Raw genomic sequence first — 14,021 nt, forward strand, 5'->3', positions numbered from 1 at the left:
TTAACGTTTCTTGCGGGGCGCCTTTTTCTTAGAAGATTTGGAGCCCGTTTTTCTACCGGAAAATTCCTCTTCTTCGGGGGAAGACTCCACTTGGTATTCTTCCAAGGGAAGCGTATCGATGTAGGAAAACGGGGGAAACGAATCGTTCTTACCTAAATTCGACTGGGAACGTCCTCGTCCGTAATCACGTTCTCCAACGAGGATGAGATACAGAGAAGGCAACACAGTCAAAACCAAAAGAAGAGCCGAGAACAATCCACCTACGATCACCGTAGCCAAAGGACGTTGTACGTCCGAACCGACTCCCGAGGCCAACGTGGCGGGAATCAATCCTAATAAGGCCAATAACATAGTCATCAACATAGGACGTAGCTGAATGACCGCCGCCTTTTTGACCGCCTCTTTCACGCTGATTTCGTCGTCTTCGTGCAGGAGGTGATTGGTTCGGGAAACGAAAAGAACCCCGGCCATCGTTGCGATTCCGAAGAGGGAAATAAAACCCACCCCTCCCGATACGTTGAAATAATACCCGCGCAACAAAAGGGCGTAAATTCCGCCGACCAAAGACAGAGGAATACAAGCGAGAGCAACGTAAACATACTTTAGATTTTTATAAAGTAGATACAATACCCCGAAGATGATCGCGATCGTAAGGGGAATGACCATCGCCAAACGGGTTCCGACCCTCGCCAGGTTTTCGTATTGTCCTCCGTATCGAATTTCGTAACCTTCGGGAAGTTTGACCTTCTCCTGTACTTTCTTTCTCAACTCCGAAACGAAACCGCCTTGGTCCCTTCCCCGGATATTGGTTCGAACCGTAACGGTTCTTCTACCTTCCTGGCGAAAGATCATCGTAGGTCCGTCTTCCAAAGTGATCTTGGCCAACTCGGAAAGCGGGATGCGTTCTCCTTTAGGAGAAATGATCGGCATATTTTCGATCGCTCGTTGAGAGCTTCGGTAGTCTTTGGAGAAACGAACTACGATTCCGAAACGCGCGGGGGTTTTCGGAGGAATGTCGGAAGGTCCCTCGTACAACGTGTCGATTCGTTGCATCCCGATGGCCGCTTCCACCATCTGCTGGATATCGCTGACGTTGATTCCGTAACGCGCGGCGGCTTCCCGATCGACTCTAATCGTCAACTGAGGGCTATCGGCTTCCTGTTCGATACCGAATTCGCTCGCACCTTTCATATCTTTCACGATGTCCAGAATTTCATTCGAGATATGGCGCATCACCTTTAAGTCGTTTCCGGAAACGAACACGGCCAAGTCCGCGATGGTTCCCATGATCGCCTCGGAAAGATTGTCCATAATCGGTTGAGAAAAACTCACCCTCGCTCCCGGAAGCGCCGCTTCGAGGTCGTTACGCATCCGAATCAATAACTCTTGTTTGGTGATCTTCTCCTTCCAAGCGTCGTAATCCTTCAAACCAACGAGAACCTCCAATCGGTTCGGAGGAAGAGGATCGGTTCCGTCGTCGTTTCTTCCCAACTGGGAAAGAACCACGTTGACCTGTTCGTTTTTATAGATCAACTGACGGATTTTAGGAATGAACTTCCTGGATTCGGGAAGCGAGATCCCGACCGGGAAAAAGATCCTCAGGTTAAAACCGCCTTCGTCCATCTCCGGAAGAAATTCCGTTCCGAGCGAAAGGCCTCCGATGACGAGTAACGTTCCCACGACGGAGAAACAGACCGCGACCACTCGTTTTGAGCGATCCACCAGCCATTCTATCAAACCTTCGTATTTTCGTTCCAACCATTCGTAAAACGGATTGTGCCACTCGATCGGACCCGGATTGGGCGATTCGAAATAGTTTCTATAAATATACGACATCATTACTGGAATGGTCGTCATGGCGAAAATCAACGCACCCATGATCGCAAAGGAGATCGTAAAGGCCATCGGCTTAAACAGACGGCCTTCGATCCGTTCGAACGAAAAGATCGGCAAATAAGCGAGGACGATGATCAGGATCGAGAATATGATTTCCGTTCCCACTTCCGAAGCGGAATCCACGGTAAAACGTATGATTCCTTTTTTCTTATCCACGGGAGAAGCGTCCCGATAACGCCGCATGATGTTCTCCACCATAACCACCGCGCCGTCCACGATGATTCCGAAATCGATCGCACCGAGAGAGAGCAAACTCGCGGGAATTCCAGTAAGGTTCATGAGTAAAAACGCGAACAACATCGCGAAAGGAATCGTAGCAACGACCACCATCGAAGCCTTGACGCTTCCGATGAAAAAAATCAGGACCAAACTGACTACGACCACACCTTCTATGAGCGTTTTGCCGATGGTGCGTAACGTGTAGTTGACGAGATCGGTTCGATCATACGTGGTCCGCATCTGAACCCCGTCCGGAAGATAATTTTCGTTGATCTCCTTTACCTTGGCGCGAATCCGTTCACCCATCTGGTTCGGATCCCCCCAACGACGGATCGCAACCAAACCTTGAACGGAGGAATCCACGTCGATCAAACCTTCCTGATCGTTTTGAATCGTGTATCCCAAAACCCCGCTGGGAATCGGATGAGAAACTTCCACCGAACCGAGGTCGCGAATAAAAACGGGAACTCCGTTTACGGTTTTTACCACGATATTTTCAATGTGTTTCGGATCGCGGATCGCTCCCAAAGAACGGATCGGAAACCCTTGTTCCCCCTGCAAAAGAAGGTTTCCGCCAGTGTTCAGATTATTTTTTTGAATCGCTTCGATCACGTCGTTGATCGTAAGTTTATAACGGATCAACTTATCCGGAGTGGTAACCACGTGAAACTGTTTCGGAAGACCTCCGAAGGTGACGACGTCCGCGATCCCCGGAATCTGCAACATCTTGGGCATGATGATCCAATCTTGGATCGTCCGGAGTTCCATGGACGTATGATTGGTTTTGGATTCCACCACGTATCGGAAAATCTCTCCGACCGGTGAACTCATCGGACCGAGAGCTGGTTCCACTTCTGCGGGAATATCCGCGTCACGCACTCTTTCCAAAAGACGCATCCGTGCGAAGTAATCGTCGGTGCCGTCCTCAAAGACGAATTGAAATACCACAAGACCGTTGATAGTTCTCGAACGACGCACCGCCACTTTAGGAATCGCATTCAACACCCTTTCAATGGGAAGTGTGACGCGTTCCTCGACTTCGACCGCCGCCTTACCGGGAAATTTCGCGATCAGACGCACCTGTGTGTCCGCAATATCGGAATATGCTTCTTTTCTAATATCGATCCAAGCCCAGGTCCCGAACGCAACCGAGGCCAAAGTAGCCGCAATGGTAGCGACACGATAACGGAGAACCGCTTCGATTAAATTGCGAATCATTCGGAAGACCTCGTATCAAATAAATAGCCGACTTGAATCAAAAGTTGGGGATTTCTGTAATCTCCTTGACCGATTCCTCCTCCCAATTGAAGGAAAAAATTTCCCAATAAAAGATCGTAGGTCAATCCGACGTAACTTTGATGAAGATTGACCTTGCGGTCCTGACGATACTCGTATTCCAAATAAGTCGCCGCCAGAGGAGAAACCTCAGCGATATAAGAACGGATGATCAGATCCTCGTAGGTGGGGTTTTGATTTCTATAACCCGGAGGACCGTCGTATTCGTAACGAGTTTGTCCGCCTCTACCGACCTCTGGATTTCTCGGATTAACTTCGAAATAACCCGCTACGAGAGAAACGCTATGGGCGATCACGGGAGTTTTCCAAAAACTATAACCGAAATCGACCTGACCGCCGAACCAACTCTTCCCCCAATAACCCCCTGAGGCGCGAAAGACGAGATTCTTGTAATACGCACCGACGTTCAGATTGATACTCCCTGGAGATCCGACCGAAGCGCCGTAGACGAGAAAATTCGTGGATTTAGGAAGCGGTTTTCCTTTTAGGGAATTTTCTTCCGCGTTCTCCTTACCGAATTTCGTCTGCCGGTCGGAGTCGGGGGTCCATTCCGGTGCGGAATCTTTTGCGGATTCCTTTTCCCCGGAAACGGGTTGAGACCAGACCGATACATTCATAAATAAGAATATTAAAATTAACTGATATTTTAAAAAATTCATCTTAAAAACCGAAACTCAAACCTTTCAGGAGAATCGTACCTTCCACGACGACACGATCCCCTTTGCTCAATCCCTCCAGAACCGTTACTCGTTCTTCTCCGGAGGTTCCTAAAATTACTTCCCGTTTATAAAATTCGCGGGGGGCTTCTTCGACGAAAACGTAGTTTTTTCCTTCTACGGTAATGATCGAAGTGAACGGAATGACGACGGTTTCTCCGTTTCGGTCCTCCGGAAAACGTACGGTCGCGAACATACCAGGTTTCAAAACATAACCTTCGTTTTTGATAAGAATCCTGACCTTAACGGTCCGAGTAGTCGGGTCCACGTTGTCCCCCAAGGCTTCCGCGGTTCCGGTCCAAGGTTTTTCGGGAAAACTGGAGAATTTGAGCTTCACCTTCTTTCCCTTTTTCAGACTTTGTAATTGTGATTCCGGAACGTCGCAGATGATCCAAGCGCTCATCGGACCTGCGGTCCGTAGCTCCGCCGGATTGAGACCGACCGCTCGTAATTTTCCTTCGAATTCCGCCAATTCGGCCGCGTCGTTTTCCGCTTCCGTTTCGGCTTCGATCAGATCCTTTTCCGTCGCGACCCTGTGTTTGAACATGTCTCGGATCCTTTCTAAATTTTTACGGGAACGATTCAGGCTGTTTTTGGAATGAATATAACCAACATAGAGATCGTTCAAATCCGCGGATTCGAACAGGATGATTTTTTCACCGCCGGTCATGGAAGGAGAAGCGGAAGCTATCAAACGAGCCGGCGCCTCCACTTCCACGAATTCCCCTTCTTTGCCGATTTCGGAGGATTTAACGATCTCTAAACCGGGACTGTTTTCCTTAAATTCGATCCATTCTCCTTTGTCGTGAACGATCGCCTTGGTCGGAGGGAGAATCGTCGGTTTGGAACGTCTCGATAAACCCCAGATTGCCAGGGATACGATGGCGATGATCACCGCGGATCCCGCGATTAAAATAGTGCGTCTGCTAAAGATCAGCTTCATATCATTCTCCTTTCTTTTCTTCCGCGGGTTGAGCGCCGAGTTTCGGAATCAAAACCCCTTGGCCAACGGCGAAGTTCACGCCTTCGATGGCGTCCATACGATCGGTCTGTAATTTCAGCATTTCCACGACGCTGGAACGATAGGTCTCGAAGAAATCCGCAAATTCCAAAATCGTAATATAACGTTTTTCGTAACTGAGAATCATGTCTTTGGAGAGATCCGTATATTCCCGAGTATATGTGTTTCTGAACTTTTTGTAAAGTTCGTCCTTGATCTTCGCGGTTTCGATGGATACGGCGACCTCGTTCTCCACTTCCAAAAGGGTGTTTTTCAATTCCTGCTTTTTGGAAAGAATTGCTTTTTCCGAAGCTCGAATGTTTCCCTGATTTCTATCGAAAATCGGAATATTCAACTGCGCAGTGATCCCCCAATAGTTTTGGAACGCGGTTCCTCCCCGGTTGTACATCGGACCGAAGGCCAAATCGGGGATGGCATTCGCGTGTTGCAGTTCCAAATTCGCCTCTTCGTAACGAAGCGCCTGGATCGCCTTTTTTAGATCGGGACGTTTGTTACGTGCCAATTCTAAAAGATCCTCTCGTTTCAGTTTGCCCGGTTCCAGAGTCTCGAGTCCGTCCCCGTGGATCACCGGAACGATCTTGACGTCGGCGCTTCTAAACGAGTCGTCGTTTAACAAAACGCGGAGATCCGCTTCCCGTTCCAAAATCTTAATATTCAGTTCTTCTCTTTCTTTTTTGAGGAAAAAATACAACGCCTTCAAACGGAGAACCTCGGCTTGGAGGATCGCCCTTCGCTTGTAACCCATCTCCGCCGAGGAAACGGTCCTTCCCAGTGCTTCCAAACTTTGATCGTAGAACGTGATCGCCTGTCTGTAGTAGTGGATCCCGTAAAAAAGTTTTCTCAGTTTGCTCGTCAGCTCACGCGCGAGGTCGTAAAATTCCTGTTCCCCCATACGCGCGTTCAATTCGGCGACGCGGACCCGTTTCCCGATTTTACCTCCGAGCAAAAAGAGCTGTTGGATTTGTACGACGGTTTGTCCGGATCGGGTAAAATCGAAATATCTCTGCGTGGGTTCGGCGAAAATACTCTGGTCGATGAAGATGTTCGGATTCGCGTAAAGCCCCGCCTGTTCGATTCCCGCCTTACGCGCGTCGATATTGAACCGCGAAGCCAGAAGCAGAAGGTTGTTTCTCCAGAGTTTTTCCTCCGCGGATTTGAGATCCAAAATCCTTTCCTTATCGGGGGAGGACGCGGATCCTAACTCCGGGGAAATCGGATTGGACCGAGGATCAAACTCGTTCCGTGTTTCCGCCGAATCCGGACTTTTTTCCGGAAGTTGGATCTCTTCCGGAAGAATCGGATAGAACGAAAGTAGAATGAATAAGGTAAGGATCTTTCTCATAGTGGTTCCGGTTGAATGTTCGAGTAGTACGTCTTGTCTCCGAAGTCGGTTTCGTTTTAGAATTCCGATCGGAAAAAGTACGAACGAACGCACTCGGCTCCGCCGGAATCTTGAATCATGGAATGGAATTCAAAAAAACTTATACGATCGGAGGAGGAAGGTTGAGGAGTAAGGAGGAAAGTAGATAGGAATACTGGACCGTGGAAGCGAAGAACTTCCGGGTATAAAAATGGATTTCATGTTTCGAAAACTGAAAGATTCCGGAAAACACAAGATCCAAAAAATCGTAACGACTTCGTAAAAAGATCCCGAAGTTTTGATCTTCTAATTGTGTTTGGAATTCGGACTTGTTTTCTTTTTTTAGAATCCGTTTCGCAAGATGATGGATTTCCTTTTTGCCGAGATCCAAAAACGCAAGATCAAACGCCCCGTCTTCTTCGGAGGGAAGTATGATCACCGCGCTCAAACTCAGGAGGAGCAGTCTGTGAATCCATCGGATCTGCATTCCATCCACGATTCGAATCCGTAGTTGCAATTACAATGTTTTTTTAATGAAGCTGCTTAAAAAAAGGGCAATCTTGTAGAATGTGTTGGGTCGGATTACGGAGCGACGTGCTCGACGCGAATGACGTTCCCGTGACGAAACAAAACACGGATCTCACGATCGGGTTTGGCTCCCGGCTTGAATCTACTGACCGGCCTCGTATAAATAAAGGCTTCTAGGTTGTTGGTTCTGTATTGGATATCGTCCGGGTTTCCTAAAAACTGCTTCACATACAGACGGTTTTGTCCCTGCAACGTATCCTTGATTTCCGAACGAAGACGGAGATTTTTTTCGATTTCCGGATCGAGGAGCGGCTCCGCGGAAGTTTCCGCGGTTCCTGTTCCGGAACCTTCCGAAGATTGACCCGAACCCAACAATTGTTTGAGAACGAGTTGTTCGCACTTTTCCTTATCCGCAAACGTTTCCATACAATCCGCATAAATTTGTTTTGCGGATCCTTTTGCGGGAGGAGTGCTCAGACAGGACAAAAACGTCCCAACCGAAACACAAAGTGCGAACGTTTTCGATGTCAACGTTTCCTTCTCCGACTCGTTTTTCGTTCGCTTCCACCACCCGCGCTCGTGGTGATCGAAACCGAGGCTCCGTTGGAACGGGCCGAACTTCCGCCTTGGAGTTGTTCGAATCCTCCGGTGATCTCCTGTCCCACTTTTTTATATTCCTTTTTTTCCTCGGGAAGTTTCGAGTTCTCGGTCACTTCCACTCGGAAGAGAAAGTTGACCACTTCGTTTTTGAGATTTTCGATCGCGGTGTCGAACATTCTAAATCCCTGAAGTTTGTATTCCACGAGAGGATTGCGTTCGCTGTAACCGACGGTCCAGATCCCTTCGCGGAGATGATCCATCGAATAGAGGTGTTCCTTCCAACGATGATCCAAAATATCCAGGAAAATATTTCTTTCCAAAAGTTTCCAGATATCCTTGCCGACACGTTCTCCCCGATCCAGATATCTTTTTTTCGCGGCTTCGTTGATCGTTTCAAAAAGGGCGAGTTGCGGATTTTTGGTCTTTTTGAAATCGTCCAACACGACGGTAACGTCCAGATCCAAACCTTCCAACCATTCGCGGAGGGAATCCAAATTCCAAGCGGAAGGATTGTTTCCTTCGCAAAAGGCGACGACCTGGGTTTCCACGGCTTCTTCGATAAAGTCGTAGATCAGAGGAGAGATATCCTCGTTTTCCAGAACGTCGTTTCTCATTTTGTAGATCACGATTCTCTGACGGTTCATCACGTCGTCGTATTCGAGGAGATGTTTTCGGATGTCGAAGTTATGACCTTCGACCCGTTTCTGTGCGCGGGCGATCGCGTTACTCACCATCTTACTTTCGATCTCTTGACCTTCGGGCATGTTGGCCCATTTCATCAGACCGGAAATACGATCCGAACCGAAGATGCGCATCAAATCGTCTTGAAGAGAAAGATAAAAACGGCTGGAACCTGGATCTCCCTGACGACCCGAACGACCCCGTAGCTGGTTATCGATCCTTCTCGCTTCGTGGCGCTCCGTTCCGAGAATATGAAGACCTCCGGCCGCCAAAACTTCCTCGTGGTTTTTTTTCCAAATCCGAACGGACTGAAGAATTTCGGACGCCCGTTTTTGTTTTGCGGCCGAATCCAACTTGGAAACGATACTTTCCGCGACATCGAGATTCTGTTTTAAAATCGTTTCCTTGAATTGACGTACGAGTTCGTCCTCATCCTTCCAGGATTCGAGATTTTCCTTATACAGTTGCGCTCCACCGAGAACGATATCGGTTCCACGACCGGCCATGTTGGTCGCGATCGTTACCGCACCCGGTTTTCCGGCGTTGGCGACGATTTCCGCCTCCCGCTCGTGGAATTTGGCGTTTAATACGTTGTGCTGAATTCCAGCGGAGGACAACATTCTCGAAAGTACTTCCGACTTTTCGATCGAAATCGTTCCTACGAGAACCGGTTGTTTTTTGGATTGAAGATCGCGGATTTCGGTCAGGATGGCGTCGAACTTTTCCTTTTCGGTGCGGTAGACCCGGTCGGGAGCGTCCTTTCTCTGCACTCCCACGTTAGGCGGAATCACGATCACGTCGAGGTTATAAATCTTTTTGAATTCCTCCGCTTCGGTGTCGGCGGTTCCGGTCATACCGGCCAACTTGTCGTACATCCTGAAATAATTCTGGAATGTAATCGATGCGAGGGTTTGGGATTCCTTGGCGATCGTAACCCCTTCTTTGGCTTCAAGGGCCTGGTGAAGTCCGTCCGAATAACGGCGCCCCGCCATCAGACGTCCCGTGAACTCGTCCACGATGATCACCTCTCCGCCTTGAACGACGTAGTCCACGTCTTTTTGAAAAATACGATGCGCCTTGAGAGCCTGATGGACGTGGTGGACCAGATCCACGTTTTCCGGCGCGTAGAGGTTTTCGATCCCTAAAATCTCCTCCACGTGAGAAACCCCTTTTTCCGAAAGAAGCACGTTACGCGCCTTTTCATCGGTTTCGAAGTCTTCTCCTTCCACGAGTTTGGGAATGATCTTGTTGATACGAACGTATTTGTCCGTGGTTTCGTCGGAGGATCCGGAGATGATCAGAGGAGTTCTCGCCTCGTCGATGAGAATCGAATCGACCTCGTCCACGATGGCAAAAAAATGGGAACGTTGCACCTTATGATCCTTATGCGAAACCATATTGTCCCGAAGATAATCAAAACCGAATTCGTTGTTCGTTCCGTACGTGATATCCGCGGAATAAGCGACCTTTCTCTGCTCGTGATCCATGTCGTGTTGGATTACTCCGACGGAAATGCCCAGAAAATCGTAGATCGGTTTCATCCAATTCGCGTCCCGTTTGGCGAGGTAGTCGTTGACCGTGACCACGTGGACTCCTTTTCCGGCGAGAGCGTTGAGATACACCGCGAGCGTGGAGGTCAGCGTTTTCCCCTCGCCCGTTTTCATCTCCGCGATGTTTCCTCCGTGGAGCGCGATCCCGCCCATCATCTGTACGTCGAAGTGACGCATTCCCATCGTTCGAAGGGAAACTTCCCGGACCGTCGCGAACGCTTCCGGAAGAAGCGAATCCAAGGATTCTCCGCGTGCGATACGTTCCCGAAAACGGTTCGTCTGAGAGGAAAGATCGGAATCGTTCAAGGATTTCATTCTGTCCTCTAACGCATTGATCTGTGCGACCACCGGGATGAGTTTTTTGAGATCACGTTCGAATTTACTTCCGAGAATCACTCGAAGAATACTTTGAATCATATTAATTTTCCGTTTACTTTCGTTTGAATCATTTCTGTTTTATCGATCCGATCCTCGTCCGTAGTATCGATTTTTTACTCGGAGAAGGACCGGGAATCGTTCCGTTTTTTTCGTTTAACCCGCAGCCGCGGAGCCGGTTCGTTCCGAAACCGAGTTTCGAAACTGGGAAAACGGAAGATCCAGGATGGCTCCGAAAATTTTTCGTCCGGCGATTTCCATTTGAGACCTGAGAGATTCCGTTTCGGGTCCTGGAACCCAACCCGAGTTGCGCATAAATTCCGCGTGAACCGTCTTCCAAACAGAAAACATCGCTTCCGTCACCTCGAGATGACATTGAACTCCGAAGATACGATTTCCTACGGAGAACATCTGGTTGGGATAAAGATCGCTTTTCAAAAGTCGGATTCCTCCCTCGGGTATCGTAAATACGTCCTCGTGAAGGTGGAACGCCGGGAAAGAGGAAAGACCCTCCAACACGGAATGCGACTCTACGATTTCCACGTCGGAAAACCCGACTTCCGGCCCTCGTTCCCCAAGGGTCACTTTTCCGCCGAGCGCTTTGGAAATAATTTGTGAACCGAGACAAATCCCCAATAGCCTTCGGTTCGGAGTCAAGGACGCATAACGCACCAAGTTGAACCAAGGCTCGAAAAATTCCGTAAGAGAAGGATCCGTCACTGACTGCGGACCACCCAAAAGTACGATCAGATCGAAAATTAGGTGCGCGTCGGGAATCGGTCGAATACGCGGGTCGTATGCGTTGTGATAGGTGATTCTATAATTTCTTTCCTTGAGAAGGTCGAGTAGTATTCCCGGTCCTTCACAATCCTTAAAACGGACGATCAGACTTCTCATGAAGAACCGGCCATTCGTTTGAAGAATAAAATCTTTTGATCTGTGGCGAATTTGGAAGGATCGGTTTCTTCGCTGATCGGTCCGATAAAATTATAATACAGAACCAACGGTTTGGTTTTGAACAAAAGCGTTTCCGGAGTTCCCGTTACGATCGAATCGGTTCTACTGACTTTGAACGGTCGTTTCATCAATAAGACGGGAACTTGAATTTTGTAATTTCGGATTTCTTCTTTGACCAAGGGAATCGCCCGTTTCAGAAGTTCTTCTTCCGATAAGGAATCCGGATCGTCGAAAAAAAGAGAAGGATCCACGACCATATAAAATTGAATTTTAGGATCCTTTTGGATTTCCGCATTCAAATAATTTAAGGCAGGAATTTCCTTGATACAAGGCACACAATTGGGGCCGTAGACGTTGAGGATCAAACGAGGACTTGTGGATTCGGAAAGACGGACCAGTTTTCCGTCTTCCAAAGAGATTCCTTGAAAATCTTGAACGCCCAAATTCGGCTGTTCCGAGGGCGCGCAAACCCCGAAACAAAAGGTTAAAAAAAGCAAACGGAGAATTCGATTCATCAGTGATACGGTATTCCTGTCAAAAGGAGGAAACTTGGACCGAAACCGATGTTCGATCCGCAAACAAATACCAAGGAACGGTCTTCCTACTGTAAATTCAAGGATTAATCTCCCCGTGTGGGAACTCTCACAAACCAAGATACAGCCCCGTGTGGGAACTCTCACAAACCAAGATCCAGCCACAGATTTTTTTTAGAAAGGCCAAAAAAGGTTTTCCACCAAAGTAAGCAGAGAACGGATTGACAACTTGCTTTCCTCCGATTTCCTGGTATTTTGAAGCTCCTTTCCAATCTACCCAGGGAATCCGAATGAACCAAAATTCTGAATTTGACATCGTCACTCTAATCGAATTAGCAAAACGCAATAAGTATGAAAGAGCGGTAGCCGGATTCCAAACCCTGGACCGCATCGAGCGATTAGAACTCCCCAAAAAGATCAAAGCCAGAAAATTAGCCGTTCAAGCGATGTATGCGCTTTCCAGCGAAGAAGTGCAGTATCAATACTTTTCCCGCGAGGAAAGAATCAAACTCGATCAAGAAGCCAATATCAGCAACGCGTCCTACTCTAAATTCAACGGATTGTTCGAATCGCCGCAGGCCCCGATCGCGGAAGAAGACACCGAAGAGGATTTTATTCCGGAAGAAGCTCCTCGGCCGATCCTGGACGGAGACGAGGACGAAGACGGACTCGATTCCGATGATGACGACGAGGATGAGGATGATGACGACGATGAGGAAGACGAAGATGACGACCTCGACGAGGATGAGGACGAAGAAGAGGAAGAAGATTCCGAAGAGGAAGAGGACTAAAAAGGTCTAACTACTATCTACCGTCTCGTATCCAATCCCAACGGAACGTTAAACATAGAGGAAACCCGCTCGGGTTTCCTTTTTCATTCCAGATTCGATCCTTCCTCCGAAGGAGAAAGAATCGCGGAACAAATCCCTCTCCCAAACTCGCAGCAAGAAATAGTTTTGATCTTCGGACTCGGTTTAGGATATCATATCGCGTCTTATCTTCAAAAAGCGACCTCTCCGATCCGTCTTCTTTTGATCGAACCCCTCTCCGATCTCAAGCCCCTTTCGCATCCCATCCTCGAACGAATGTTGCACAATTACTCGAAAAAAGGCCACGAGATCACACTCGTCTTCGGATCGGATCAATTCCTGACCCGCCCCGTAACGGATTGGATTCCGAAGGATTCATCCCGCGTCCTACCCTTTTTACATCCGGTATATACGAGAAAGTTTTCCGATCTGAGTCTAACGTTCTTGGATTCTCTCAAATCTTCGTCTTCCCAGAATCGCGCCGCACAAACCTACTTCCAAAAAACATGGATCCGCAACGTTTTCCGAAATTTGGAACGCCTTGGAGAATCGCCTAACAACGACAACGCGGACAAGGGCGGCGCCGAATCCCGTCCGAACGACGGGATCATCACTGGCGCCGAACCAGACTTTTTTTCCGATCAGACTCTCTTGTTTACGGGCGCCGCCCCTTCTCTGGAAACAGAAACTCCTTGGATAACAAACAACCGAAATCGATTCCATCTCCTAGCGTCGGACACTTCCTTGGGTTGGCTGCTTTCCTCCGGGATCGTACCGGATTGTGTGCTCAGTATCGATTCTTCCCGAGGCACGTTATTTCACGTTCGAAAACTTTTACCCGAAACGGTTCCGATTCTAACCTGGTTGGGAGGAGCGGCGTATCTTTTCGATCTTCCCAATCCGAAGTGGATTTATTTTTCCACACACCCCTTGGATCAAACGGCGGCGTCCCTCTTCTTCCCGCAGGCGCCGATTTTGGAAAATCCGTCCTTGAATATGGCGGGTATCGCGTTGTCCTTCGCCAAACGATTTCACTACGGAAGAACGATCTTCCGAGGAGTGGACTTCCGACGTATCGGAGGGAAAACGCATTGCAGAGCGAGCGGTTACGAAACGTTCGATCGGATATTTCTTTCCCGAAAAACGACTCTCTTTCAAACCAGATTTCAAAAAAAAGAAAGGTGGGAGAAACGAAATTCGATTTTAGAGATCTTACAACGGGAAGCCCCGGAACGTTTCGATCTCGAGGGAGCGTTTGTCGATCGGGCGTCGGATTGGAAGGAAACAAAAACGAAACCGATGAACCTGGGAATTCGTTTCTCATCTCCTCGATCGATCCGCAAACAGGAGTGGATCCGATTTTGCGTCGCACATCCGGAATTGGATCTGAGAGAGTACATAACTTCCCGTATACGAACCTTCGTTCGATAAAGAATTCGTTCCGTCGGACGAGTTATTCGGGACAAAACCGATATAACCT

Annotated in this window: 11 protein-coding genes; 2 read left to right on the plus strand and 9 right to left on the minus strand. The window is 48.5% G+C overall.

Features of this window, described 5'->3' with window-relative positions; all coding sequences use genetic code 11:
- From EHQ17_RS06155 to EHQ17_RS06195, 9 genes are all read right to left on the minus strand, one after another.
- Positions 1–3,333, minus strand: coding sequence for an efflux RND transporter permease subunit (locus EHQ17_RS06155; RefSeq protein ID WP_135590814.1), 3,333 nt, complete (start codon positions 3,331–3,333; stop codon positions 1–3).
- Positions 3,330–4,028: a hypothetical protein gene (locus EHQ17_RS06160; protein WP_210412879.1), complete on the minus strand. Its 699-nt coding sequence runs from the start codon at positions 4,026–4,028 to the stop codon at positions 3,330–3,332. Before EHQ17_RS06160 ends, EHQ17_RS06155 begins: the two co-directional genes overlap by 4 nt.
- 43 nt (positions 4,029–4,071) lie before the next feature.
- Positions 4,072–5,070 carry an efflux RND transporter periplasmic adaptor subunit gene (locus EHQ17_RS06165; protein ID WP_135590812.1) on the minus strand — a complete coding sequence of 333 codons (999 nt, stop codon included), beginning with the start codon at positions 5,068–5,070 and terminating at the stop codon, positions 4,072–4,074.
- A gap of 1 nt (position 5,071) precedes the next feature.
- Positions 5,072–6,490 (minus strand): TolC family protein, encoded by a 1,419-nt coding sequence (locus EHQ17_RS06170; RefSeq protein WP_135736158.1) that lies wholly within the window; start codon positions 6,488–6,490, stop codon positions 5,072–5,074.
- A gap of 139 nt (positions 6,491–6,629) precedes the next feature.
- Positions 6,630–6,995 (minus strand): hypothetical protein, encoded by a 366-nt coding sequence (locus EHQ17_RS06175; protein ID WP_135590825.1) that lies wholly within the window; start codon positions 6,993–6,995, stop codon positions 6,630–6,632.
- A gap of 95 nt (positions 6,996–7,090) precedes the next feature.
- Entirely contained in the window at positions 7,091–7,522 is a 432-nt protein-coding gene (locus EHQ17_RS06180) for a hypothetical protein (RefSeq protein ID WP_135590824.1), read from the minus strand.
- A 41-nt stretch (positions 7,523–7,563) separates the two neighbouring features.
- Positions 7,564–10,284 carry a preprotein translocase subunit SecA gene (gene secA, locus EHQ17_RS06185; RefSeq protein WP_135590810.1) on the minus strand — a complete coding sequence of 907 codons (2,721 nt, stop codon included), beginning with the start codon at positions 10,282–10,284 and terminating at the stop codon, positions 7,564–7,566.
- Positions 10,285–10,398: 114 nt separating this feature from the next.
- Complete coding sequence (locus EHQ17_RS06190) at positions 10,399–11,139, minus strand: type 1 glutamine amidotransferase (protein ID WP_135590809.1); 741 nt, start codon at positions 11,137–11,139, stop codon at positions 10,399–10,401.
- Entirely contained in the window at positions 11,136–11,714 is a 579-nt protein-coding gene (locus EHQ17_RS06195) for a TlpA family protein disulfide reductase (protein WP_246057426.1), read from the minus strand. The genes EHQ17_RS06190 and EHQ17_RS06195 overlap by 4 nt, the downstream gene beginning before the upstream one ends.
- 239 nt (positions 11,715–11,953) lie before the next feature.
- Here EHQ17_RS06195 and EHQ17_RS06200 point away from each other — a divergent pair, with 239 nt between their 5' ends.
- A complete protein-coding gene (locus EHQ17_RS06200) occupies positions 11,954–12,523 on the plus strand; it encodes a DNA primase (RefSeq protein ID WP_135592300.1) in 570 nt (189 codons plus the stop codon).
- Positions 12,524–12,688: 165 nt separating this feature from the next.
- Positions 12,689–13,972 (plus strand): 6-hydroxymethylpterin diphosphokinase MptE-like protein, encoded by a 1,284-nt coding sequence (locus EHQ17_RS06205; protein ID WP_167881239.1) that lies wholly within the window; start codon positions 12,689–12,691, stop codon positions 13,970–13,972.
- Positions 13,973–14,021: the final 49 nt, after the last annotated feature.

The sequence above is a fragment of the Leptospira gomenensis genome (assembly GCF_004770155.1).
Classification (GTDB): Bacteria; Spirochaetota; Leptospiria; order Leptospirales; family Leptospiraceae; genus Leptospira; species Leptospira gomenensis.

Excerpts from the sequence above, each read along its gene's own strand:
- EHQ17_RS06155 (WP_135590814.1), bottom strand. The coding sequence starts at position 3,333 with ATGATTCGCAATTTAATCGAAGCGGTTCTCCGTTATCGTGTCGCTACC.
- EHQ17_RS06160 (WP_210412879.1), bottom strand. The coding sequence starts at position 4,028 with ATGAATGTATCGGTCTGGTCTCAACCCGTTTCCGGGGAAAAGGAATCC.
- EHQ17_RS06165 (WP_135590812.1), bottom strand. The coding sequence starts at position 5,070 with ATGAAGCTGATCTTTAGCAGACGCACTATTTTAATCGCGGGATCCGCG.
- EHQ17_RS06170 (WP_135736158.1), bottom strand. The coding sequence starts at position 6,490 with ATGAGAAAGATCCTTACCTTATTCATTCTACTTTCGTTCTATCCGATT.
- EHQ17_RS06175 (WP_135590825.1), bottom strand. The coding sequence starts at position 6,995 with ATGCAGATCCGATGGATTCACAGACTGCTCCTCCTGAGTTTGAGCGCG.
- secA (WP_135590810.1), bottom strand. The coding sequence starts at position 10,284 with ATGATTCAAAGTATTCTTCGAGTGATTCTCGGAAGTAAATTCGAACGT.
- EHQ17_RS06190 (WP_135590809.1), bottom strand. The coding sequence starts at position 11,139 with ATGAGAAGTCTGATCGTCCGTTTTAAGGATTGTGAAGGACCGGGAATA.
- EHQ17_RS06195 (WP_246057426.1), bottom strand. The coding sequence starts at position 11,714 with ATGAATCGAATTCTCCGTTTGCTTTTTTTAACCTTTTGTTTCGGGGTT.